Source organism: Rhodomicrobium sp. R_RK_3 (assembly GCF_002198715.1).
Classification (GTDB): domain Bacteria; phylum Pseudomonadota; class Alphaproteobacteria; order Rhizobiales; family Rhodomicrobiaceae; genus R-RK-3.
On record NZ_MWLK01000017.1, the window covers coordinates 1 to 23,521 of the forward strand.

The 23,521-nt window shown below is 67.6% G+C and carries 16 protein-coding genes; 5 read left to right on the forward strand and 11 right to left on the reverse strand.

Going from position 1 to position 23,521, the window contains the following annotated elements; translation table 11 throughout:
• Positions 1–91 precede the first annotated feature (91 nt).
• Together BLEFHOIH_RS09315 and BLEFHOIH_RS09320 are read right to left on the reverse strand one after the other, a co-directional pair.
• Complete coding sequence (locus BLEFHOIH_RS09315; RefSeq protein ID WP_088344703.1) at positions 92–1,351, reverse strand: RNA polymerase sigma factor; 1,260 nt, start codon at positions 1,349–1,351, stop codon at positions 92–94.
• The gene (locus BLEFHOIH_RS09320) at positions 1,348–1,719 is read right to left on the reverse strand and encodes a YciI family protein (RefSeq protein ID WP_088344705.1); all 372 of its coding nucleotides are present in this window, start codon (positions 1,717–1,719) and stop codon (positions 1,348–1,350) included. Before BLEFHOIH_RS09320 ends, BLEFHOIH_RS09315 begins: the two co-directional genes overlap by 4 nt.
• Before the next feature lie 222 nt (positions 1,720–1,941).
• Between BLEFHOIH_RS09320 and BLEFHOIH_RS09325 the strand changes: the two genes are divergently transcribed.
• From BLEFHOIH_RS09325 to BLEFHOIH_RS09335, 3 genes are all read left to right on the forward strand, one after another.
• Entirely contained in the window at positions 1,942–2,895 is a 954-nt protein-coding gene (locus tag BLEFHOIH_RS09325) for a radical SAM protein (protein WP_088344707.1), read from the forward strand.
• A gap of 215 nt (positions 2,896–3,110) precedes the next feature.
• A complete protein-coding gene (locus tag BLEFHOIH_RS09330; RefSeq protein WP_170937079.1) occupies positions 3,111–3,851 on the forward strand; it encodes a TVP38/TMEM64 family protein in 741 nt (246 codons plus the stop codon).
• Positions 3,852–4,805 (forward strand): hypothetical protein, encoded by a 954-nt coding sequence (locus BLEFHOIH_RS09335; RefSeq protein WP_088344711.1) that lies wholly within the window; start codon positions 3,852–3,854, stop codon positions 4,803–4,805.
• Between the two features lie 4 nt (positions 4,806–4,809).
• Here BLEFHOIH_RS09335 and BLEFHOIH_RS09340 read toward each other — a convergent pair whose 3' ends face one another.
• The 8 genes from BLEFHOIH_RS09340 to BLEFHOIH_RS09375 form a co-directional block, all read right to left on the reverse strand.
• Positions 4,810–5,352: a DUF4142 domain-containing protein gene (locus tag BLEFHOIH_RS09340; protein ID WP_170937080.1), complete on the reverse strand. Its 543-nt coding sequence runs from the start codon at positions 5,350–5,352 to the stop codon at positions 4,810–4,812.
• A gap of 108 nt (positions 5,353–5,460) precedes the next feature.
• Positions 5,461–6,384, reverse strand: a complete 924-nt coding sequence (locus BLEFHOIH_RS09345; RefSeq protein ID WP_088344716.1) for an NAD(P)/FAD-dependent oxidoreductase — start codon at positions 6,382–6,384, stop codon at positions 5,461–5,463.
• 67 nt (positions 6,385–6,451) lie between these two features.
• The gene (locus BLEFHOIH_RS09350) at positions 6,452–6,973 is read right to left on the reverse strand and encodes a GNAT family N-acetyltransferase (RefSeq protein WP_088344718.1); all 522 of its coding nucleotides are present in this window, start codon (positions 6,971–6,973) and stop codon (positions 6,452–6,454) included.
• Entirely contained in the window at positions 6,970–8,271 is a 1,302-nt protein-coding gene (gene dapE / locus BLEFHOIH_RS09355; protein ID WP_170937081.1) for a succinyl-diaminopimelate desuccinylase, read from the reverse strand. The genes BLEFHOIH_RS09350 and dapE overlap by 4 nt, the downstream gene beginning before the upstream one ends.
• Positions 8,272–8,388: 117 nt before the next feature.
• Entirely contained in the window at positions 8,389–8,775 is a 387-nt protein-coding gene (locus BLEFHOIH_RS09360) for a VirK family protein (protein ID WP_170937082.1), read from the reverse strand.
• Positions 8,776–9,225: 450 nt separating this feature from the next.
• Positions 9,226–10,851 (reverse strand): MFS transporter, encoded by a 1,626-nt coding sequence (locus BLEFHOIH_RS09365; RefSeq protein ID WP_088344724.1) that lies wholly within the window; start codon positions 10,849–10,851, stop codon positions 9,226–9,228.
• A 245-nt stretch (positions 10,852–11,096) separates the two neighbouring features.
• A complete protein-coding gene (locus BLEFHOIH_RS09370; protein WP_088344786.1) occupies positions 11,097–11,801 on the reverse strand; it encodes an SDR family oxidoreductase in 705 nt (234 codons plus the stop codon).
• A gap of 102 nt (positions 11,802–11,903) precedes the next feature.
• Positions 11,904–13,445 carry a cytochrome c gene (locus tag BLEFHOIH_RS09375; RefSeq protein ID WP_088344726.1) on the reverse strand — a complete coding sequence of 514 codons (1,542 nt, stop codon included), beginning with the start codon at positions 13,443–13,445 and terminating at the stop codon, positions 11,904–11,906.
• 156 nt (positions 13,446–13,601) lie between these two features.
• Here BLEFHOIH_RS09375 and BLEFHOIH_RS09380 point away from each other — a divergent pair, with 156 nt between their 5' ends.
• Positions 13,602–15,017 carry an FAD-linked oxidase C-terminal domain-containing protein gene (locus tag BLEFHOIH_RS09380; protein WP_088344788.1) on the forward strand — a complete coding sequence of 472 codons (1,416 nt, stop codon included), beginning with the start codon at positions 13,602–13,604 and terminating at the stop codon, positions 15,015–15,017.
• A 42-nt stretch (positions 15,018–15,059) separates the two neighbouring features.
• Entirely contained in the window at positions 15,060–19,082 is a 4,023-nt protein-coding gene (locus BLEFHOIH_RS09385; RefSeq protein ID WP_088344728.1) for an AsmA family protein, read from the forward strand.
• 697 nt (positions 19,083–19,779) lie between these two features.
• Here the strand turns inward: BLEFHOIH_RS09385 and BLEFHOIH_RS09390 are convergent.
• Positions 19,780–23,511: a CHAT domain-containing protein gene (locus BLEFHOIH_RS09390; protein ID WP_088344730.1), complete on the reverse strand. Its 3,732-nt coding sequence runs from the start codon at positions 23,509–23,511 to the stop codon at positions 19,780–19,782.
• Positions 23,512–23,521: the final 10 nt, after the last annotated feature.

Below are 23,521 nucleotides of genomic sequence, written 5' to 3' on the forward strand. Positions count from 1 at the left end.
CTCTTCGAATGAATACGCGTAAACGCCGCCGAGCCCAAATGGGACGGCGGCGTTTTTGTGTTTTTGGGGGGGCAGGGCAAGGGTCCGTCGCTCAGCGCTTCGGCCGGCCACCCTCCGCCATCAGGCGGTCCAGATGCGTCCGGATATGCGCGGCCTCAGCCGCCGAATTCGCCCGCGCGATCGCCTGGTCGAAGGCCACCCGCGCCTCCTCCTTGCGCCCCAGCTCCAAGAGCAGCGCGCCCTTCACCCCGAAAAAGTAAAAATACCCCGATAGCGGCCCCGCCAGCGGCTCGATCAGCGCCAGCGCCGCCTCCGCGCCCCTCGCCTTCGCCACCGCGACCGCCCGGTTCAGCGTCACCACCGGCGAGGGCTGCATCACTTCCAGCGCCGCGTATAATTGCTCGATCTGCGCCCAGTCCGTATCCTCCGGCCGCGCGGCCTGCGCATGCAGCGAAGCGATCGCCGCCTGCACCTGATACGGCCCCGGCCGGCGGTGCCGCACGGCCTTGTCGATCAACGCCACCCCCTCCCCGATCATCGCCTTGTTCCACAATCCGCGATCCTGGTCCTCCAGCAGCACGATGGCGCCATCGGCATCGAGCCGCGCCGGCGCGCGCCCGTGCTGCAGCAGCATCAGCGCGGCGAGCCCCATGATCTCCGGCTCCGTCTGGAACAGCCGCAACAGCAGCCGCACCAGCCTTATCGCCTCTTCGCAAAGCGGCGCGCGGATATGCGCTTCGCCGCCGCTCGCCGAATAGCCCTCGTTGAACAGCAGATAGATCATCGCCGCCACGGCGGCCAGCCGCTCCGACCGCTCGATCGCCGACGGCGTCTCGAAGGCGACCTGCGCCTCGGCGACCTTGCGCTTGGCCCGCGTGATCCGCTGCTCCATAGCGCTCTCGCTGACCAGGAACGCCCGCGCGATCTCCTTCACCGACAGGCCGGACACCACCCGCAAGGCCAGCGCGATCTGCTGCGCCGCCGGCAGTTCCGGATGGCAGCAGATGAACAAAAGCCGAAGGATATCATCGCGGTAATCCGCCTCGTCCAGCCGCTCGGCGACGGCGATCTCGGCATCGTCGAGGTCCGAGAGCACGGCCTCGTCCGGCAGCGGCGCCTGCTTCTTTTGCCGCCGCGTCGCGTCGACCCCGGCATTGCGCCCGACGAAAATCAGCCAGGCGGCGGGATCGCGCGGCGGGCCGTTTTTCGGCCAGGTCTTCAGCGCCCGCAAACACGCGTCCTGCACCGCCTCTTCCGCGGCGTCGAGGTCGCGGAAATAGCGCAGCAACGCGGCGACCGCCCGCGGACGCGCGGCGGCCAATGTCGAATGGATCCAGCTATCGTCGCTCATGTCGCCCCGCCGCCTTGCCGGAACAAGGCCACCGGCCGGATTTCATAGGAGCCGCCCGGATTGGCGCGGCCGAGATCCTGCGCGATCTCCAGCGCTTCGTCGAGCGAAGCGCAGTCGACGATGTAGAAGCCGAGAAGCTGTTCCTTGGTCTCGGCGAAGGGCCCGTCGATGACCAGCGCCGGCTCGCGGTCCTTGCGCAGGGTGGTGGCGGCGGTGGTCGGCATCAGCCGGGCGACCGGCCCGAGCTTGCCCTGGCGCGTCAGCTTTTCCTGGACAACGGCGAGCCGGCCCATGACGGCCTCGTCCTCTTCCTTGCTCCAGCCGCAGACGACGTCTTCTGAATGATAGCAGAGGATGGCATATTGCATGGCGATCTTCCTTGATGCGCGCTTCCCTAAGGACGGATGGCTGCCGCCCGTTCCGACATCGAAACGCAAAGTTTGACGAGGATTTCCAGCCGGCGTGACAGATGGCGCGGACGTTCTCCTCTTGATCGGGGCAAGATGCGAAATAATTACGCAGGAAGCGAGACCGTTTCGACCGGGCCGGTCGATCTTGGGCGATGGGGCGAAACGCTGTTAGGATGGGCGATGCTGGCGAATATCGAGAGCCTTCAGAAATTCTCCGATCCGCAGATCACCGCGAAAGGCGAGCGCCGCGCGGCGGTCGGCCTGCGCGCGCTGGAAACGCTCTGGTTCAATACCGGCACGCTCTGCAACATCACCTGCGCCAATTGCTATATCGAAAGCTCGCCGCGCAATGACCGCCTGGCCTATCTGACTCTCGCCGATGTCAGCCGCTATCTCGACGAGATCGAGCGGGACCGCCTGCCGGTCGAACTGATCGGCTTCACCGGCGGCGAGCCGTTCATGAACCCGGAATTCCCCGCTATCCTCGAGACCACGCTGGCGCGCGGCTTCCAGACGCTGACGCTCACCAATGCCATGCGGCCGATGACGCGGCGCAAAGCGCAGATCGCGGCGTTCGCCGGCCGCTATGGCGGGCGGTTACGGCTGCGCGTTTCGCTCGACGACTGGCGGCAAACTGTCCACGACGCCGAGCGCGGCGCGGGCTCCTTCGAGAAAACGCTCGCCGGCCTCGCCTGGCTGACCGGGGCCGGGGCCGCGGTCGAAATCGCCGGACGGTTCCTGTCGGGCGATGACGAGGCTGCGATCCGCGCGGGCTATGCCGGCTTGTTCGCCCAGCACGGCATCGCCGTCGATTGCGCCGACCCGATGGCCCTGGTGCTGCTGCCGGAGATGAGCCCCGAGGCCGACCCGCCCGAAATCACCGAAGCCTGCTGGGGCATCCTGCACAAATCGCCCGAGGACGTGATGTGCGCGAGCGCCCGCATGGTGGTCAAGCGCAAGGGGGCGGACGCGCCGGCCGTGCTTGCCTGCACGCTGATCCCCTATGACGAGCGTTTCGAGCTGGGCGCCAGCCTGCGGGAGGCCAGCGGCAGCGTGGCGCTCAATCACAAATATTGCGCGACATTCTGCGTGCTGGGCGGCGCCGTTTGTGGCAAACCGCGCTCCGAATCCTAGGCGAGACATCACAACCGGCGCCAAAATCATCAATTCGGGGTGAAACCCCTGATATCCGCCTCCGCCGGCGCCAAATCGTTGCTAAGAGAAGCCGACCGGAACGCCGGTCGCATTGAATGAGCTCGGCCGCGACGGACAGGGTCCGCGCCGGATTGCCCGGACTCATCACGGGCTTCCGAGCGTTTTTCTTCGGCAGGACACGACTGGACAGGCAGATGAACCCGCGCGCATGGCTGTACGACCGCCGCTTCTGGCTTGCGGCCGCCGCGATTGCCGCTTTCGCCGCACTGCGCCTGCTGGGTGTCGGCGATTACCTGACCTTCGACACCATCCGCCTCTACCGCCAGGACCTGACCGCTTTCGTCGCCGAACACACCCTTCTTGCCGCCCTCACCTATCTCGCCGTCTATGTTGTCGCGGTGTCGTTTTCGGTGCCTGGCGCGGCGGTGCTGACCATCGCCGGCGGCTTCCTGTTCGGCGCGCTGGCCGGCGGCGCGCTGTCGGTGGTCGCCGCCACGACCGGCGCGACGCTGGTCTTCCTGTTCGCGCGCGTCATCTTCGGCGAGGATGCGCTGGAGCGTTTCGGGGCGCCGGCGAAAGCCTTAGCCGAGGCGATCCGGGAGAATGCGGCCCCTTATCTGCTGGTGCTGCGGCTGGTGCCGATCTTCCCGTTTTTTCTCGTCAATTTGATTCCGGCCTTTGCCGGAGTCAGCACCCTGACCTATGTGCTGACGACATTTTTCGGCATCATGCCAGGGACGGTGGTGTTCGCGCTGGCGGGCGGGGGTCTCGGCGGCATCATCGATCGCGGCGAGGAGATTTCCATCGGCTCGGTGCTGACGCCGGAGATCGTCGCCGGTCTCGTGGGGCTGGCGCTGCTGTCTTTGCTTGCGATCCCGCTGAAGAAGCGCTTCGGCCGCCAGCCGGTTGCCGCGCGCCCCGTGGATGAGGTGTAAATGGCATTGCAGGATGTGCTGGCGGCCCGGGCAGGCCGCATCTGCCCGGCGGATTACGCCACCGACCCGGCACGGCTGGCGCGGGCGGCCGATTTTAATGCCGAAACGCTCTACGTCGTCGGCGGCCTCTACGGCAACGCGCTGGCGCTCGACGCCATCGAGGCGCTGGCGGCGGACGAGCCGCGTTCGGTAACCATCGTCTTCAATGGCGATGCGCATTGGTTCGATGCCGAGCCGGGGGCGTTCCGCGATCTGGATGCGCGGCTTGCCCGCTACCCGGCCATTCGTGGCAATATCGAATGCGAAATCGCGCGAGCCGAGGATATCGGCGCGGGTTGCGGCTGCGCCTATCCGGTCGATGTGAGCGACGCCGTCGTGGCGCGCTCGAACGCCATATTGGAGCGGCTGAAGGCGGTTGCCGGCGCCGAGCATCGCGCCCGTTTCGCCGCGCTGCCGCCGGCGCTCGTCGCCGATGTCGGGGGCTTGCGCGTCGGCATCGTGCATGGCGATGCCGCCTCGATCGCGGGCTGGCGGTTCGCGCGCGAGACTCTGGACGCCCCGAATGCCGTTCCCTGGCTCAACCAGATGCGCGCCGTCTCGCGGGTGGACATCTTTGCCTCCACCCACACTTGCGCGGCGGTCATGCGCGATTTCCCCCTGCCCTCAGGCCGCCTGACCGTCGCCAATAATGGCGCGTCGGGCATGGGCAATTTTTCCGGCGAGACATCCGGTTTGCTGACGCGAATCTCCGTCCACCCCTGCCCGCACACGCCCCGCTACGGCGTGCGGCACGGGAATGTCGCCGTCGACGCCATCGCCATTCCCTTCGATGCCGATGGATTTCTCCGCCGGTTCGACGCCATCTGGCCGGCCGGCTCGCCCGCGCAACTGTCATACCGCGCCCGCATCTCAGGCGAGGGGAGCGGCCCGCCGCTGGGCGAGGCGCTGCCTTAATCCCCTATTGCAACTGGCCCGTCGTCTGCGGCAGGGCGAGTTCCTGGGCGTGCTTCAGGTGCATCTGCAGGACCGGCAGGGTCTGCGAGGCCCAGGCTTGCAGCTTGGGATCGTCGCCCTTCTTGATGTAGCCTTCGAACAGGGCGATGGCTTCCTCATGCGCGGCGATCTGCATCGAGCGGTAGGAGCGGTCGAAATCGGTGCCGGAGGCCGTTTTCAGCTTTTCCATCATCTGCTCATGGGTGTCGTCGAGCTTGCCGGGGATCTGGGCGGCGGCGACCATCGACTTCATCTCGTCGGCAAATTTCTCGTGGTCCTTGATCATCATAGCCGCAAAGGCCAGCACGTCCTTGTTCAAGGACTGCGTCTGCGCGAGCTGGCTGGACTGAATCTCGAACATGCCGCCGATGCCGGCGAGCTTGGCGAAGTCCGTGACCGTCATCGGGCCATCGGATTCCTGCACGGCTTGCGAGGCGGGCGAGGTGTTCTGAGCGATGGCCGGAACGGCGGCAACCGCCAGAGCGGCGGCGATCAGCAGCGTTTTCATCTTTGTCTCCGAATGTCCTGTCCCTGCCGGACGCATCGCCCGCAGAGCCCGTGGGGAGAACCGCAAGGGCGCGGCATATGTTCCCGGGCGGCGCTTGCGCGAGGCTGGTCAGCGGGGGCTCGGCGGCAGGCTATTGTGGATGGCGGTGCTGGCGATGGCGGCATGGCCGACGGCGACGCTGATCTGATGCAGGTCGGAGACGACATCGCCGGCGGCGTAGAGGCCGGAGACGCGGGTGCGCTGGCGCTGGTCGACGACGAGGCAGCCCGGCCCGTCGCATTCGGCGCCCAGACGCAGCGCCAGATCCGAGCGCACTTGGGCGCCGAGCGCGGGATAGACGACGTCGAATTCCTCGCGCTCGCCGTCCGGGTAGATGGCGGTGAAGCCGTCCGCGCGCGGCTCCATGTCGATCAGCGCGGCGCGGGAGACGCCGATGCCGGCCTCGCGCAGCTTTGCCATGAGGCTTTCGTCCGGCGCGGCGGGGGATTCGGTGAGCAGGACTTCGATCTGCGCGGAATAAGTGCGCAGGAACAAAGCCTTCTTGGCGGCGGTCTCGAACGGGCCGAGCACGCCGATGCGCTGGTCCATGGCCTCGTAGCCGTCGCAGATCGGGCAGTAGCGCAGCGCGCCGGTCTTCAGCGCCTTCTTGATGCCCGGCAGCGCGGGATCGATGTCGACGATGCCGGTCGCGATCAGGATCGAGCGCGCCTCGACGCCGCCGCCCTCGACCCGCGTGATGAACAGCAGCTCCCCTTCCCGCTCGACGGCTTCGACCCGCCCCCTGACGAGGCGCGCGCCGAAATTCTCGGCCTGGCGGCGCATCAGCGCGAGCAGGTCGGGGCCTGAAATGCCGGAATAGCCGGGATAGTTGTGGCTCTCCGGGATCAGCCCGGCGCGGCTCTCGCCGTCATCGACGACGAGCACGCTGCGGCGGTAACGCGCCAGATAGGTCGCCGCGGTCAGGCCGGCGGGGCCGCCGCCGACGATCAGGCAATCGAGGGCCGGCAGGCGGCCAGGCTTGTCGTCGGGCATGGCGATCGGCGCTCGCTCTCTCGAGGACGTTGAGCTGCGAACAACGCGGCCGGGCAATTGTTCCCGGCTACGCTGCCGATGCCCGGCTCTGAGTGCCCAGCGCCATGCGCATGAAGACGGTGTCGAAGGAGGCGGGCTGGCCGAACACCACCGTGGTGAAGCGCTCTTCCTTCAGCCGTTCGAAGCCGAGCTGGCGGTAAAGCCCGACCGCCGCGACCTGGGTGCGCGTCACATGCAGCTCGATTTCGGCAAATCCCAGTTCCACGGCGCGCGCGATCAGCCGTTCGGCGAGCATGCGGCCGATGCCGCGCCCCTGCATGGCTTCGTTGACATGCAGCTTGCACAGCTCGACCTTGCCATGGCCGTGCGGGGCGAGCGCGCCCATGCCGATCAGCGTGTCGCCGTCGAGCGCGACCAGCATGTCGCCGCCGGCCTCGCGCCATTGCCGCGTCTTGGCGATCATGCAGCCATGGAAGGCGAGGTCCTGGATAAAGCCAGCCTGATTGCGCTGCACCGATTCATGGTAGAGCGCGCAGAGCGGGACGAAATCCTCCTCCTTGGCGCTGCGGACGATGACGGTGTCGATCATGCCGCGCGCCCCGCCTCGGCGAAGAGCAGGTCGCGGTAGCAGCGCGTCAATTGCGCGAGATCGGCGATGGCGCAGCACTCGTCGGCCTGATGCATGCCGCCGGTCCGCCCGAAGGCGCCGGGATGCGCGGCGCGGGTGAGGCCGCCTGCTTCGGGCAGGCCGAGCTCGATGATTTCGGCGCCGGGAAAATGGTCGTGGATGAAGCGTCCGTCGGTCGTGCCGCCCTTGGCGTCGAGCGCGGGCACGGGCCCGCAATGCCGGGCGACGATAGCGGATGCAAGCGCGGCGAGCGCGCCGGGGGCAGAAAAATAAGGCATGGAGGCCGTGTCCGAATTGGCGATCACCCTCAGCTTCGACAGAAGTGGGGCGTCAGGATGACCGTTAGCCCATCGGGGTAATTTTTCAAGTAAGGACTTAACCTTGCCCGAAAGTGTTGCCGTGGATTCGTGATGGGTGAAGCGGATGTTCCACAAGGCGGAGGCCTCGCCGGGAATGATCGCCGTGGCGCCGAAATCGCCGCTCCTGGTGGCGACGGTCTCGAAATTGGTGGCCGGCATTTCCGGGCTGGCATCGTCCCAGCGATGGGCGTGCAGGACGGCCAGCGCCAGGGCGAGGGCGCGGTTGGGGTTCTCGAACAGATGCTGATAGGCGGCGTGGCCCTGGACGCCGGTGGCCGTGATGGTGCCGCACAGGCTGCCCCGCCGCCCGACCTTGATCGCCTCGCCGAATATCTCCTCCGAACTGGGCTCGCCGACGATGAAGCCGCTCGGCCGCTTGCCGGCGGCGGCCATCCATTCGAGCACGCGGCGGCTGCCATTGGCGGCGGCCCATTCCTCGTCGGTGGTGATGAGCAGGCTGGTGCCGACGGCGCCGCCTTCGGCCCGGCGCCGCGCGGCGAAATCGGCGGCGGCGGCAGCGAAGGCGGCGACAGCGCCCTTCATGTCGGTGGCGCCGCGTCCGAGCAGGAAACCGTCCTGGATCTCGCCGGAGAAGGGACCGGAGCGCCAGAGGCTGTCGTCGCCGGGCGGCACGACATCGGTGTGGCCGAGGAAGCAGAGGCCGGACCCGGCGGAGGCGCCCGGCCAGTCGATATAGAGATTATCGACGGGGTAGCCCCATTTGGCATGGCCGCCCTGGAAGCTCAGCCATTCGCAGCGCGCGCCGGCCGGCTCCAGGAAATCGGCGAGAAGCCGCAATGTCCGGGCGGCGGCGGGACGCAAATCCGGCGTCACCGGCGTCAGGCTCGGCACGCGGACCAGCCGCCGCGCAAGCTCGATGGCATGATCTTCCTGCGGCAAGTCTTCGCCTTCTCGCACGTCCCATGGGGAATGGTCCGGATAGGCTAACGCAGGATCGGCAAATCTCAGAGACGATTTGCGCAAAGCATGCCGCCGAGAGCGCGGGCCGCCGCGCTGCTACCAGACGAAGCGGGCTCCCGAGGGGATCTTGCAGACAATCGGCTCCTGCTTGGCCGTGCCGGCTGGCGTGACGCGCGTCAAGGTCAGGCTGAGCTGGCCATCGGTGCGGAGATTGTAGCGGACATATTCGGTGACCGGCTGTCCGGACGGATCGAGCGTCTGATGCACGTCGGAGAAGAGGACGCCCTTCTCGGGCAAGGCGATGAAGGCGTGGATTTGCAGCCCGGACTGCATCGACGGGCCGGGCTTGCCGTCGCCCGACACGCATTGACTGAGGTCGGTCAGCACCTTGACCGGCTTGGCGCTTTGCAGGGCGCCGAGGATTTCGGCATAGCCCGGGGCCTCGGACTGCGCGCGGGCCGGGACGGCCGCGGCGAGGAGCATCGACGCTCCCAGAATGGCTGGACGGCAGGAAAATTTGAGCCTGTGCATATCGCTCCCGTGGTGGGTGTGAAGGTTGAAGCCAGCGGGAGCGGGGTCGTCTGCGGCGCTCCCGCAGGGCTTGCGATAGGCGGCCAAGATCGCGCGATGATGTTGCGCGGGATCTAATCGGCTACATCGGTAACCCAGGCGCTTAAGAGTGCATCCCACATTCGTCGTCCCGGGCGCCGCGAAGCGGTGAGCCGGGACCTAATCATCGATCCGCGAACGCTGCTGTGAGAGGAGAGGCGAGTTGGCCCCGGCTCTTCGGCCGGGGCGACGGTGTTTCGTATACCTCTAATCGGAAACGAAACAGGGCGGGTCCGTGAACATCCTCAGACCTCGCCTTGGCACAAAAAAATTGAGGCGGGGAAATCCCCGCCTCAACCCAGAATTCTGCCTGAGCAATCCGCGCTAGGTCTCGAATGACCGGGCCTTGTGATCGCGCAGGAACAGCGTGCCGATCACCACCGTCATCGCGGCGACGATGATCGGGTACCAGAGGCCGGCATAGATGTTGCCCGTGGCCGCCACGATCGCCGTCGCCAGCAGCGGCAGCATGCCGCCGAACCAGCCATTGCCGATGTGATAGGGCAGCGACATGGAGGTGTAGCGGATATTGGTCGGGAACAGCTCGACCAGGAAGGCCGCGATCGGTCCGTACACCATGGTGACGTAGATCAGCATGATGACCAGGATGATCATCGCCTTGGTATAGTCGATCTGGCTGTAATCGACCTTGGCCGGATAGCCCGCCCCCAGCAGCGCGTCGTTCCATTTCTTGGCGTCGAAGCCGGTGATCGGAGCGCCGGAGCCGATGGTCATGGTGATCGGGGCGCCCGGAGCCGCCTCTTGCGTGACGAACGACATGCCGGCCTTGGTCAGCAGATCGCGCGCCTTATCGCAATCCGAGAACTTGGTGAAGGCGGTCGTGAAGATGTGGAAGCCGCAGGTCGACTTGTCGATCTGCACCGTGATCGGGTGCTTGTCCTGGAACTCGGACAAGGCCGGATTGACGGCGCGGGACAACTCGCCGAACAGCGGGAAGTAGGTGACGGCGGCGATCAAGCAGCCGGCAAGGATGATCTTCAGGCGGCCGATCTTGTCCGACAGCCAGCCGAAGAACAGGAAGAACGGCGTGCCGATGAGCAGCGCGGAGCCGATCATGGTGTAGGCCGTCAGATAGTCCAGCTTCAGATAGAGCGTCAGGAAGAACAGGGCATAGAACTGGCCCGTGTACCAGACGACGCCCTGGCCGGCGGTCGCGCCGAGCAGCGCCAGCAGCACATAGCGGTTGTTCGGATAACGGAAGAAGCTGTCATAGAGCGGGGACTTGGAGGCCTTGCCCTCGGACTTCATCTTCTGGAACACCGGCGACTCGTTCAGCTTGAGCCGGATGTAGATCGAGAACACCAGCAGGATGAGCGAGATCAGGAACGGAATGCGCCAGCCCCAATTCTTGAAATCGGCATCCGGGAAGTAGAAGCGGCAGAGGCCGATGACGAGCAGGGCCAGGAAGAAGCCGAGTGTCGCCGTGGTCTGGATCCAGGCCGTGGACAGGCCGCGGCTCTTGGCCGGCGAGTATTCCGCCACATAGGTTGCCGCGCCGCCATATTCGCCGCCGAGCGCCAGGCCCTGCAGCAGGCGCAGGGTCACGAGCAGGATGGGAGCCAACACGCCGATGGTCTCATAGGTCGGCAGGAGACCGGTTGCGAAAGTGGAGAAGCCCATCAGCAGGATGGTGACGAGGAAGGTGTATTTGCGGCCGACGATATCGCCGACGCGGCCGAACACCACGGCCCCGAAAGGACGCACCAGGAAGCCGGCCGCGTAGGTCGCGAAGGCCGACAGGAGAGCCGCCGTATCGTTGCCGGGCGGGAAGAACAAGGCGGCGAAGAACGGAGCCAGCGTTGCGTAGAGATAGAAATCGTACCACTCAAAAACCGTTCCGAGCGATGATGCGAATACGACCTTTCGCAGCTCGCTGGGACTGACGTCGGCTGTCGCCGAGCCGTCCATGGTTGCAGAGACGTTAGCCATTCAGGCCCTCCATGATTGATATCGGCGTCTTCCCGGACTGCTCTTCTGCTTATGATTATTGCTGGAGGCGCAAGCCCCACCCGTTATGAAAGGGTATTCTACCGGACCCCTCCAGCCGCAGATTGCTTCGCGAGCGACGGTCTCATGCTACTGGTGTTTATAAATCTTCTCTCTTGTCATTTCGTATATACCCCGCATTACCCCCCGTCGATTTACGGATCAGCGAGACAGCTTCTCCCGCAACTTTAAACCGAGCGCGTAATGCCCCCGTCGATACGGATATTCTGCCCGGTGATGTAGCTCGACCGCTCCGACGCCAGGAAGGCGATCAGCTCGGAGACTTCGCCGACGCGGCCGTAGCGGCCCATCGGGATGCGGCCGCGCCGGTCGTCCTTTTCGGGCAGGCTGTCGATGAAGCCGGGCAGCACGTTGTTCATGCGGATATTTTGCGCGGCGTACTGATCGGAGAACAGCTTGGTGAAGGCGGCGAGTCCGGTGCGGAACACGGCCGAGGTTGGGAAGGCGGCTTCCGGCTCGAAGGCGGCATAGGTGGAGATGTTGACGAAGGCGCCGCCGCCCTGGCGCGCCATCACCGGGGTGACGAGGCGCGCGATGCGGATCACGTTCAGCAGGTAGAATTCCATGGCGAGATGCCAGTCGGCGTCGCTGATCTCGAGCACCGGCCCCTTCGGTCCGTGCCCCGCGCTGCTGACCACGGCATCGATGCGGCCCCATTTTCCGACGGCGCCGTCGACGAGGCGCTTCAGATCGTCCGCGGATTGGTTGGACCCGGTCACCCCGAGCCCGCCGAGTTCGGCGGCGAGCGCCTCGCCCTTGCCCGAGGACGACAGGATGCCGACGCTGAAGCCTTCGCCCGCGAGCCTGCGCGCCGCGTCCGCGCCCATGCCGCTGCCGCCGCCGACGATGAGCGCGACCCGTAATTCCGTCATCAAGCTGCTCCGTGATTGCCCGGTCCGGCGCCGCACCGGCGCCATTTCGAGCCGCAAATTATCACGGCCCGAGCCTGCGCGCGGCGGGGAATTTCGCCCCGCTCAATCCCGGCCGATGCGATCCTGCGCCTTGTCGATGGGCACGCCGCCCAGCGCGTCCATGAATTGGAGCTCCTGGTTGATGACGGCGCTGCGGTTCGGCAGCTTCGGCACGATGGTGTTGCAATAGGTGCCGGACAGCGCCGTCACCCGCTCGGCATAGCTGAGCTGCGGGAAGCGGCGCGAATAGTCGCCGAAGATCGAGCGCGCCTTTTCGGGCGGGACCGGCGCCGCGCCCAGTGCGTCCAGTTCGGCGCGGACCTGATCGTCCAGCCGGTCGTCCGGCACGTTCAGGCACGGCAGCGACCGCTCCAGCGCCGGGGTCGGCGGCAGCACGGCGCCGCGCCAATCGTTCACATAGCCCGCCCCGACCGTATCCGCCGCCTGATTGCCCCAGGAACTCCCCACATAATTGGTGACGTCGGCAAGCTGCTGGTCGCTCAGCGCCTGCGCGAAGGAGGGCATCTTGCCCCAGATGCCGCGCGGCTCGATGCCTTCCAGCAGCACCGAGAGGATGTTGTAGGGTTTCGTGCCGGTTAACGCGGTGTTGCCCGCGAGCTTGGCCGCCACACCCGCCACGCCCTCGCCGTTCTCGCCGTGGCAGTTGGCGCATTGCTGCTGATAGACCTCGAGCCCGGCCGCTTTCCGCTCCGGCGACAGGGCGGCGGATGCCGGTTCTGGACCAGCTTTGCCGGCGTCGCGGTTCTGCAGATAGTCGGCGATGGCCGAGATATCGTAGGGCTGCAATTGCGACAGGCTTTCGTCCACCACCTCGATCATCTGGCCGAAGGGCATGATGCGGTTCTCGCGCTCATGGCCGCGCAGGAAATCGACCAGTTCGTCATGGGTCCAGTTCCGGATCGAGCTATTGGCGTCGTTGCTGATATTGGGCGCGTACCATTCCTCGATCCGCGCGCCTTTCAACATCTCGCTCGGGATTTCGGCGCCGAGCGCATTGCGCGGCGTGTGGCAGGCCGAGCAATGCGCCAGCGCCTCGACCAGATAGGCGCCGCGATTGAACTCGGCATCCGCATTCGCATCGGGCTTGAAGCGGCCCGCCTCGAAGAACAGCGCCTGCCAGGCGTACAGGCTCGAGCGCACATTGAACGGGAAGGGCAGTTGGTTGACCTGGACCTCGTGCCGAACCGGCTTGACGGTCTGCATGAAGGCCCAGAGCGCATCGAGGTCCTCGTCGCTCATCTTGGTGTAGCTGGTATAGGGCATCGCCGGATAGAGCGGCTTGCCTGCCTTGGACTTGCCCTCGCGGATGGCGCGCTGAAAATCCTCGCGCGTCCAGCCGCCGATGCCGGTCTCCTTGTCCGGCGTGATATTGGGCGTCAGCAGCGTCCCGAAAGCCGATCTCAGCGCGACGCCGCCGGCAAAAGGCTGGTCCTTGTCGGCGGTGTGGCAGGAACGGCAATCCGCGGCGATGGCGACATAGCGGCCCTTCTCGGCCAGCGCCTGATCCGGGGCCTCGGCGGATGCGGCGGGCCAGCCGCCGATGGTCAGCATGCCGAGGAATGCGAGGGGAGCGACGCGCGTCATCACCGAAAGCCTCCGAGCAGGTCCCCCGAAGGCAACACGCGGAGCGGCATTTGGTTCACGCCGCGCAACCTCAGCGCGCAATGGCCTATCGCCGCCGCTGCCGCTATGATGGGCCACGCCCGACGGCGCGCGAAGCGCTGCGGCCTGGGAGGGGACATGACCATCGTCGACACCGCGCCTGCCAATGACAACCGCCGCAGCAGCCGCGCCGATACGCTCGCCGCGCTGAAGGCCCGCTTCGGCGCCCGCTTTTCCGACAGCCTCGCGCTGCGCCAGCAGCACGCCCATACCCGCACCTGGCTGCCCAACCAGCCGGCCGAGGCGGTGATCTTCCCTGAAAGCACCGGGGAAGTTGTCGAGATCGTTAATCTTTGCCGCGCCAGCCGGACGCCGATCATCCCCTTCGGCGTCGGCACCTCGCTCGAAGGCCATCTCAACGCGCCACGCGGCGGCGTCTGCCTCGATTTCGCGCGGATGAAGCGCGTGCTGGCCGTGAATATCGAGGACATGGATTGCGAGGTCGAGCCGGGCATCACCCGCAAGGAGCTGGAGGCGCATCTGCGCGACACCGGCCTGTTCTTCCCGGTCGATCCCGGCGCCGACGCCTCGCTCGGCGGTATGGCCGCGACCCGCGCCTCGGGCACCACCACAGTCCGCTACGGCAATATGCGCGATCTGGTGCTGAATCTGACCGCCGTGATGGCCGATGGCAGCGTCGTCAAGACGGCGGGCCGGGCCCGCAAATCCTCCGCCGGCTACGATCTGACCCGGCTGCTGGTCGGCTCCGAAGGCACGCTCGGCATCATCACCGGCCTCAATCTGAAGCTTTTCGGCGTGCCCGAAGCGATCCTCGCCGCCATCTGTCCGTTCACGACGCTCGAAGGCGCCTGCCGCACCGTCACCAGCGCCATCCAGCTCGGCCTCGGCCTTGCCCGCATCGAACTGCTCGACGCGCTGACGGTCAAATCGGTGAACAGCTATTCCAAGCTCGCCCTCGCCGAGGTGCCGACGCTGTTCCTGGAATTCCACGGCACCCCGGCGGGCACGCGCGAGCAGGTGGAGATGTTCAAGGAACTGGCGGCGTCCGAAGGCGGCGGTCCGCTCGACTGGGCCGAGCGGGCCGAGGATCGCAACAAGCTGTGGCAGGCGCGCCACGACGCCTATTGGGCCGGTCTCGGCCTGCGTCCGGGCGCCGGCTGCGTCGCCACCGACGTCTGCGTGCCGCTGTCGCGCCTCGCCGAGTGCCTGACCGAAACCCATGCCGACATCGCCGCGATGGGGCTGATCGCGCCCATCGTCGGCCATGTCGGCGACGGCAATTTCCACGTGCTGCCGCTGCTCGATATGGGCGATGCCGCGGAGGTCGTGCGGGTCGAGGAATTCAACATCCGGCTGGTCGAGCGGGCGCTTGCGATGGGAGGCACCTGCACCGGCGAACACGGCGTCGGCTCGGGCAAGATGAAATTCCTGGGGAAAGAACACGGAGCTGGCGTTAAGGTTATGGCCGCCATAAAGAAGGCACTTGACCCGGATAATATTTTTAATCCCGGTAAGATTATTGATTTGCCGTAAGGTTGCTCTATTGTTCCGAGGCTGACCCGGCGATGTCGGGGCATGGCCTGGTTCGGGCTGGAGGTTTCGTTGGGTTCGCTGCTCGCTGCCGTTGCAACGGTCATTCTGACCACGCTCGCCGCGCTGCTCGCCCTGCCTTATTTCGTCGATTGGAACGAGTATAAGGCAGCGTTCGAGGCGCAGGCCGCGAAGATGGTCGGCCGCCCTGTGCGCATCGACGGCAAGATCGATCTCTCCGTGCTGCCGGTGCCGATGCTCAACCTGCGCGGCTTCCGCATCGCCGACGAATTCGGCAAGTTCGACCGGCCCTTCGCCGATATCGAGGGGCTGAATGTCGTGCTCTCGCTGCCGCCTTTGCTGAGCGGCACCATGGAGGCCAAATCCGTCGAGCTGGACCAGCCGGTGCTGCGGCTGAAGATCGACGAATTCGGCGAAGGCACCTGGCAGAGCATCGGCCCGCATGGCGGTGTCGAGATGCCCGTGCCGGTGCGCCAGATCGTCCTCAACCGCGTCGACATCAAGGACGGCTCCATCGAGCTGCGCCGCGACCGCGACACCCGGCCCTCCCGCATCGACCGCATCTCGGGCAGCTTCGCCGCCGACAGCCTGAGCGGCCCGTTCCGCTTCACCGGCAGTGCCAATTTCGGCGGCGGCGACCGCGAGATCCGCCTCGCCTCCGGCAAGCTGCGCGACGACACGCTGCGCCTGAAGGGCTCGTTCCGCTCGGCGGACGGCGTCAGCCTCTATCAGCTCGATGGCGACGTCAAAGGGCTGGACGGTTCCGCCTATTATGTCGGCCCGGTGGCGGCGCGGCTGGCGCTCGACGCGGCGGCGCAGAAGGCCAAGACCGGCCAGCTCGCCGAGCCGATGCCCGGCAAGGCCATCGAGCTGCGCGCCAACGCCAAGCTGACGATGGAAGACGCCAAGCTCGACGGCATCGCGCTGACCGTCACCCAGAACGACCGGCCGCAATCCTTCACCGGCAGCGCCTTCGCCTCCTGGGGCGAGACGCCCCGGCTCGACCTCACCGTCGAGGCCACCTGGGTCGATATCGACCAGATGCTGCGCACCTCCTCCGGCAAGGGCGACCTGATGCCGGGGCCCACCACGGCCATCGCGGCGCTGCCGCGAATCTTCGAGGGCTGGGCGTTCAAGCCGCGCCAGGGCGCGATCAAGGCCAAGATCCAGCAGGCCGGGCTCGGCGGCGAAGTGGTCGAGGGGCTGAGCTTCACCGCTTCGCATGAATCCGGCGGCTGGCGCATCGATGCGCTGCAGGCTCGCCTGCCCGGCGAGACCGATATCGACATCAAGGGCAGCCTGCCGGCCGGCGACGCGCTCGGTTTCGACGGGCAGTTCATCCTCGGCGGCAAAAATCTGTCGCGGCTCTTGCGCTGGGCGGCGCCCTCGCTCGGCGTCGTCGATGCGGGCGACGCGCAGCATTTCGCGCTCTCCGGCGCCGCGACGCTCAGCCCGGCCCGCCTCGCCTTCCGCGACGCCAAGGGCACGCTCGGCGACAGCTCCTTCACCGTCGATCTGGCGCATGATTACGGTCCGCAGTCGAAGCTGCTGCTGGCGCTGCAAAGCGAGCGGCTGGATCTGCGCAGCCTCTATGGCGGCGGCGCGCTGGCCGGGGGCGGCGATCCCGCCGTGCCGGAACCGGGCCAGGGGCGCCCCGACATCGCCCCGCCGCGCAAGACCAGTCTCGTCGACGTGCTGCAGACGGTGTTCAAGGCCGACCAGTCCAATGTCAGCCTGCTGGTCACTCAGTTGCAAATGCCCGATTTCGAGGCCCGCAACGTCCGCTCGGCCTTCCGCTACGAGAACGGCACCTTCGACATCAAGGAGCTGAACCTCGCCAGCACCGACGGGCTGAAGGTCAAGGCGGACGGCAAGATCACCGGCTTCGATTCCAAGCCGGACGGCGCGCTCAACCTGTCGATCGATGCGCCCTCGGCGCAATCCGTGACCAATCTGGCGCGGCTCGGCGGCTTCACCACGCTTTCGTCCGGCGCCCGCCGCCGCATCGACGCCATGGCCCCCTTCCGGCTGACCGGCAAGCTCGACGCCGTCGCCAAGGAGAAGCTGCTGCGGCTGGTCCTTGCCGGCAACGCCGCCGGCAGCGAGCTGAGTTTCACCGGCCGCTTCATCGGCGACCTGAACGACCTGCGCAATTCCAATGTCGACGTGAACGGCGTCATCGGCAATTCCGACGGCCGCCGCCTGATCGCCCAACTCGCCCCCGAAGTGCCGCTCGGCCAGGCGACGCAGACCGGCGCAGGCTTCCTGAAGATCTCCTCGCTCGGCGCGATGAAGTCCGGCCTTGTCAGCCGCATCGAATTGCAGACGCCGCAGGCGCGCGGCGATTTCGAAGGCCGCATCGAACCGCTCGCCTCGCCCGAATGGGGTTTCAGCGGCGATCTGGAACTGCGCGCCGCGCAGGCCGCGACGGCGCTGTCGATGCTGCGCCTGTCGCCCGGCGGCACGCCCGTCGCCGGCAATATCGACCTGCGCGCCAAAATCACCAAGGAAGCGGCGAAATATCAGGTCGCGGAACTCGCCTTGAAGATCGGCGGCGAGACCATCGGCGGCACGGCGGAAGTGAGCGTCGCGGGCGAGCGGCCGATCGCCAAGATCGACATCAGCGCCGCCTCCGCCTCGCTGCCCAAAATCGCCGCCTATCTCTGCGACTGGGACCATCAGGACCTCTCCGCCACCATTTCGGATGCCGCGAGCGGCGGCGGCGGCTTCTGGCCGAACAACGCCTTCGCGCTCGCCGCCCTGCAATCCGGCGACGGCACGCTGCGCCTGAAGGCCCCCTCGATCGCCCTCTCGGACGACCTCAATCTCGGCGACGGCCAGCTCGAGGCCTCGCTGCAATCGGGCGTGCTTACGGTCTCCAAGCTCGAGGGCAAGCTCTATGGCGGCAACTTCCGCGCCTCGGGCGCGCTGAAGGCGCTCGAAGGCCGCGCCGATTTCGACGGCAGGATCAAGCTCGACAATGCCGACCTCGCCGCGCTCACCCGCGCGCCGAGCGGCGGCGAACTGGCCAAGGGCAAAGCCGATCTCGAATTGGCGCTGAACGGCCAGGGTTTCAGCCCGCGCGGCCTGGTCTCGGTATTGTCCGGCTCGGGCTCGCTGAAGCTCAGCAAGGGCACGCTTTACGGCCTGTCGCCCGCCGTGCTGAAGAAGGCGGCGGCGACCTATATGAAGCAGGAGATCCCCGAGCGCGACCGGCTGCTGGCCCAGCTCGATGGCGATTTCCGCCGCGGCAGCCAGCCCTTTGCCCCGATTTCCAGCCCGATTGCCGTCAAGGACGGCGTGCTGAGCGTCAAACAGGCGAGTTTCAAGGGCGACGACTACAATGCCGAGGCCGGGCTGACGGTCGAGCTGGCCGCGCTCCGCCTCGACAGCGAATGGGATATCGGCTTCACCGGCAAGGTCGATGACGGCCAGCGCCTGCCGCCCGTGCGTCTGGTGTTCGCCGGACCGCTCGCCGGCTTCACCGAGCTGAAGCCGCAGCTCGACGCCGACCAGTTCGAGCGCTTCCTCAGCCTGCGCCGCATGGACCAGAGCATGAAGCAGCTCGAAACGCTGACCGAGCCGAAGAACGGCCAGCGCGCTCCGGCGCAAGCGCCGCGCACGCCGATCGTCAACAACGCGCCGCCCGCCCCGCCCGCGCCGTCGGCGGTGCCGCGCCCGCCCGTGACGGTTGAAAGCACGCCGTCGGCCGAGACCATCCCGACGCAATCCTTGCTGCACAGCCCGCCCGTCCCCGCCGACGCCATCACGCCTTTGCCGAGCGCATCCGCCGCCCCGCCCGCGCCGGAACCGGCCGCGCAGAGCCCGGCCAGCGGCTGGTCCACCGGCACCGAAGTGGAAGTCTCCAACGACCCGCCGCCCGCGCCGCGCCCGGCCGCCAATCCCGGCTTGCGCGCCCCGGCCCAGCAGCCCACCGGCAGTTTCGAGGATCAGATCCGCTCGGTGCTCGGCTCGACAGGCAACCAGCGCAACAACTTCAACAGCGACCCGGCCCAAGGCTTCGCGCCCGGCCCAGGGGGGCGATAGGGTTAGCTCGAGCCTGCTGAGATTATGCGGGTCGTGTTTCTTGTCATCCCCGCGAAAGCGGGGATCGAGTAATAACGGAGCAAAGAGCGGAGCTCCGCCTGACCTCAATCGCTGCGGCGTACTGGGTCCCCGCTTTCGCGGGGATGACGTCTGTGCGCTGCGTCAACGCCCTCCTTTTTGTCATTCCCGCGAAGGCGGGAATCCAGCCGCGTCCACGGTGGGCTCCTCAAGGATGCTGGATTCCCGCCTTCGCGGGAATGACACTGCAAAATGTGGAGCCGGCCGGCTCCAACTAACCGACCCCGCTCGAGCCGCGACCGAGGCGACTTGGATGCCGCCACGTTTCAACCGTCTTGGCCAACCACTCCTGCCTACCGCGCCCGGCCGCCTTCGCCTGCCACGACGAGCGGGGCCCCGACGGCGGGATGGACATTGTCCGGCTGCGCGAGCGGTCGTCGCTTTCGTGGGGATCACGTCTGAGCGCTGCATTGACGCTCTTCTTCTTGTCATTCCCGCGCAGGCGGGAATCCAGCCGCGTCCATGGCGGACTCCTCAAAGATGCTGGATTCCCGCCTGCGCGGGAATGACACTGCAAAATGTGGCGCCGGCTGGCTCCAACTTGACCGACCCCGCTAGCCACGGCCGAGGCAGCGTGGCTGCCGTCACGTTCGACCGAGTTCGCCACAGGCGTTCCTGCCTACCGCGCCCGGCCGCCTTCGCCCGCGACGACGAACGGGGCCCAGACGGCGGGGTGGGCGTTGTCCGGCTGCGAACGGTCGTCCATCAGGGCGATCATGGCGCGTTGCAGGGCTTCGGCGCGGCCGGCTTTGGGGTCGCGGTCGAGTTCGGCGAAGGCGCGGGTGGTGAGCTGCACGGCGGCATCGGAATAGACCGGCCAGTGCGAGACCAGCAAGGCCCGCCCCCCGGCATAGAAGAAGGCGCGGGCGAGACCGGACAGAGCCTGCGCGCCGGTCTGGTCGCCGGCGGCGGTGTTGCAGGCGGAGAGCACCACCCAATCGGCGTTGAGGCGCAACCCTGCCACCTCGGAGGCCATCAGCAGGCCGTCATCGTCCGCGCCGGAGGGCGTATCGGGCGGCGTCAGCACGAGGGCCGGTTCGCCATGCCGCCGCGCCATCCGCTCGACATCGCCCGACAGCAGGCCGTGCGTGGCGAAATGCAGGATGCGGTAGCGGGCAAGCTCGCCGCTCGCGCTCAGCGCCTTGACATTCGCCTCGTTCGCCTCGGCCTCGAGCCGCACCAGCGGCGCCTTGCCCTTGAAGCGCTCGGCAACGCATTTGATTTCATAGGCCGTGTCCGGCAGCGGGCAGAGGCCGCGCACCTGGGCGATCAGCGCGTCGGGCGTCGGGCCCTTGGCGAAGACCGTGTCCATGGTGGCGCCGGCGCCGCGCCTGCCTCCGCTGCCGCGCACCGTCGCGCGCTCGGGGATGGCGGCGGCCTTCCGCGCGGCGATGCCGAAAGCCGGACAGGCGGCGGGCGATTTGGTGGACCGGCAGAGCCCGCCATCGCCATTCAGCCGCGGATTGCCGTAGCCCGCATAGGCTTCAGCGCCCGTGGCGGCCCGGCGGCTGCCGGCATTCTGGCGCAATGCCTTCAGGCTGGAGACGGCGGGCAATGTGGTGATGGCATTGCGGCGGCCGAGCCAGGCGGCCTTGCGGTAATCCCGGAACGCCTTCGGCAGCGCGGCTGCGGGCTTCTCGCTCACCAGCACCTGGAAGGGCAGCAGCGTCAGCGCGCCGGAGGGGACGATCAGCAGCCGTTTCCCGGCGATCAGATCCCCGACCTGCCCGAACAGCGCCTTAAAGAGCGCGTGCGCCTTGCCGAGATGGAACGGCAGCGGCTGCGAGGGGTCCGGCACGCTGGTCAGTCCGAGCAGATCGGCGCAGCGCGCGGCCTGGGTCGGCGTCGCCCATTCCTCCTCGTCCAGGCCGCAGCGCAGGGATTGCACCTCGCGGATGAGCGCGGCGCGCCCCAGATCGGCGCGCACCCAGCGCAGCTCCGTCCGCGTCACCACCCAGATGAAGGTCTCCTCCGGCGTCGGCGTGAAGCGGTCGTCGCCGTCGAGGAACAGCACCAGCGCCTCGTCCGCGCCAAGCTGCGCGCGCACCTCCTCGACCGGGAGCGGCACTGGGCTGGCGAGCGCCGCATAATCGGGGAATTTGGCCGCCAGTTGCGTGTCGATCGCGGCGATGCGCGCGTCGATGGCGGCGAGCCGGGCCAGATTCTCCGCCTCGGCGGCGGCGTTGCGCTTTTCGGGCGCCTCGCCGAGCGCGGCATTGCGCAGGCCGTCGCGCTGCTGCCATTCGGCGATCAGATCCTGCCGCTCGCGCACCAGCCCGGCCAGCGCCGGATCGCCCTTCGCCCCGCGCGCCGCCATCTGCGCCAGCGACTGCGCCGCCTCTGAGCCGAGCGCCCATTGCGCGGCGACGAAGGATTCGCGCGCCGCGTCCGCGCCCTTCGGCGACCGCCGATAGAGCGCCTTCACCAGCCCCTGGAACTGATCGGCGGCCTCTTCCGCCTCGCTGCGCTTGCGCCCCGTCCGCGCCCCGTCTTCCAGGCCGCGCCGCACCCGCTCGATCACCGAGGCGCTGCCCTGCCGCCACAGATCGGCCGCGCCTGCCCAGTCGCTCTGTGCGAGACGGACGAAGGCGAGTTGGCTGGCGAGATTGCTGGTCAGCCGGGGATCGCCGCCGGGGATGCGCGCGCTGGCGTCGAGGCCCGCGCGCAACAGCGTCTCCGCCTCGCCATAACGGCGCTGCGCCATGGCGAGCAGCGCCAGATTGCCTGCGCTGGTGATGCTGTCGCGATGGTCGAGGCCAAAATCGCGCGTCAGGGTGTCGAAGGCGCGGCGCAAAAGCGGCTCGGCTTCACCGTAGCGCGCCTGGATGCGATAGAGCTCGGCGAGATTGTTGAGGCTGACCAGCGTATCGCGATGCGCCGCGCCGAACGTGCGCTCATTGACCTCCAGGGCACGCTTCAGCAGCGGCTCGGCCTCGCCGTAGCGGCCTTGGGCGGTGTAAAGGTCGGCGAGGTTGTTGATGCTGCGGATGGTGGCGAAATCCTCCGGGCCGCCCAGCCGCTCGAACGCCTCGCGGGCGCGGCGGTACAGCGGCTCGGCCTCGTCGTAGCGGCCCTGGCTGCGGTAGAGCGCGGCGAGATTGTTGACGCCGATCAGCGTCAGCCGGTCCTCCCGGCCCAGTGTCCGCTCCGCGCCCTCCAGCGCCTGTTTCATCAGCGGCTCGGCCTCGCCGTCGCGGCCTTGCGCGAAATAGAGCTGCGCCAGGCCGCCGAGGCTGGTGAGCGTGTCCGGATGGTCCTTGCCGCCGAGGCGCAGCCGCGCCTCCAGACTGCGCTGGTAGAGGGGTTCGGCCTCGCTGTAGCGGCCGAGCGTGCGGTAGAGCTCGGCGAGGGTGTTGGCGGCCTTGAGCGTCGCCGGATCGCCGGCGCCGAGCGTCTGCTGCCTCGACTCCATGGCCCGCAGCACCAGCGGCACCGCTTCGGCATAGCGGCCCTGGCCGATATAGATCCCGCTCAGGGCGTCGATGGTCAGAAGCGTGTCCGCATGGGTCTTGCCGAGCACCCGGTCGCGAGTGTCCCAGACGCGCTTCAGGATCGGCTCGGCTTCGGCCGGGCGCCCGGTCGCTCCGTAGAATTGCGCGAGATTGGCGAGGGCGGTGAGCGTCCCCGGATGGTCCTTGCCCAAGGCGCGTTCGGTCGATGCGCTGAACCGTTCGAGCAGCGGCCCGGCGTCGTCCGGACGGCCGTCGGCGATATAGGCCATCGCCAGATTGCCGATGCTGGCGAGCGTGTCGGGGTGATCGGGACCGAGCACCCGCTCGCGGCCGGACAAAGCGCGCTTGAACAGCGCCTCGGCCTCCGCGCGCCGGCCGAGGGCGCGATCGATCACGGCGAGATCCTGTGCGCTTTGCAGGCTGTCGGCATGGTCGGGGCCGAGGACGCGGTCGCTCGCCTCCAGCGCGCGGCGCATCAGCGGCTCCGCCTCGGCATTGCGCCCCCGCCCCTGGTAGAACACGGCCCAATTGTTGAGGTTAACGAGCGTGTCCGGGTCGTCCTGGCCGAGCACGCGCTCGGACGCCTCCAGCGCGCGCCGGTACATCGCCTCCGCCTCGCCATCCCGGCCCAGCGCGCCATAGAGCAGGGCCAGATTGGCGACGCTCGACAGCGTGGCGCGATGCTCGGCGCCGAGCGCCTGCTCCGCCTGCGCCAGCGTTTGCTCGGCGACCGGTGCCGCCTCGGCATACCGGCCCCCGGCGTAAAGCTGCTCGACGCGGCCGTTCGCGGCCTCGATATCCGCCTGCGTCTGCGCGCCCGCCGCCGCCGGGATGGCGGCCGCCAGCGCCGCGACCATCAGCGCCCTGCGCAGCATTCGCGAGGCCCATGCCATCGACATCTCTCCCCCG

Excerpts from the sequence above, each read along its gene's own strand:
- BLEFHOIH_RS09385 (WP_088344728.1), top strand. The coding sequence starts at position 15,060 with ATGGCCTGGTTCGGGCTGGAGGTTTCGTTGGGTTCGCTGCTCGCTGCC.
- BLEFHOIH_RS09350 (WP_088344718.1), bottom strand. The coding sequence starts at position 6,973 with ATGATCGACACCGTCATCGTCCGCAGCGCCAAGGAGGAGGATTTCGTC.
- BLEFHOIH_RS09360 (WP_170937082.1), bottom strand. The coding sequence starts at position 8,775 with ATGCTCCTCGCCGCGGCCGTCCCGGCCCGCGCGCAGTCCGAGGCCCCG.
- BLEFHOIH_RS09380 (WP_088344788.1), top strand. The coding sequence starts at position 13,602 with ATGACCATCGTCGACACCGCGCCTGCCAATGACAACCGCCGCAGCAGC.
- BLEFHOIH_RS09320 (WP_088344705.1), bottom strand. The coding sequence starts at position 1,719 with ATGCAATATGCCATCCTCTGCTATCATTCAGAAGACGTCGTCTGCGGC.
- BLEFHOIH_RS09345 (WP_088344716.1), bottom strand. The coding sequence starts at position 6,384 with ATGCCCGACGACAAGCCTGGCCGCCTGCCGGCCCTCGATTGCCTGATC.
- BLEFHOIH_RS09390 (WP_088344730.1), bottom strand. The coding sequence starts at position 23,511 with ATGTCGATGGCATGGGCCTCGCGAATGCTGCGCAGGGCGCTGATGGTC.
- BLEFHOIH_RS09325 (WP_088344707.1), top strand. The coding sequence starts at position 1,942 with ATGCTGGCGAATATCGAGAGCCTTCAGAAATTCTCCGATCCGCAGATC.
- BLEFHOIH_RS09330 (WP_170937079.1), top strand. The coding sequence starts at position 3,111 with ATGAACCCGCGCGCATGGCTGTACGACCGCCGCTTCTGGCTTGCGGCC.
- BLEFHOIH_RS09375 (WP_088344726.1), bottom strand. The coding sequence starts at position 13,445 with ATGACGCGCGTCGCTCCCCTCGCATTCCTCGGCATGCTGACCATCGGC.
- BLEFHOIH_RS09370 (WP_088344786.1), bottom strand. The coding sequence starts at position 11,801 with ATGACGGAATTACGGGTCGCGCTCATCGTCGGCGGCGGCAGCGGCATG.
- BLEFHOIH_RS09335 (WP_088344711.1), top strand. The coding sequence starts at position 3,852 with ATGGCATTGCAGGATGTGCTGGCGGCCCGGGCAGGCCGCATCTGCCCG.
- BLEFHOIH_RS09340 (WP_170937080.1), bottom strand. The coding sequence starts at position 5,352 with ATGAAAACGCTGCTGATCGCCGCCGCTCTGGCGGTTGCCGCCGTTCCG.
- BLEFHOIH_RS09315 (WP_088344703.1), bottom strand. The coding sequence starts at position 1,351 with ATGAGCGACGATAGCTGGATCCATTCGACATTGGCCGCCGCGCGTCCG.
- BLEFHOIH_RS09365 (WP_088344724.1), bottom strand. The coding sequence starts at position 10,851 with ATGGCTAACGTCTCTGCAACCATGGACGGCTCGGCGACAGCCGACGTC.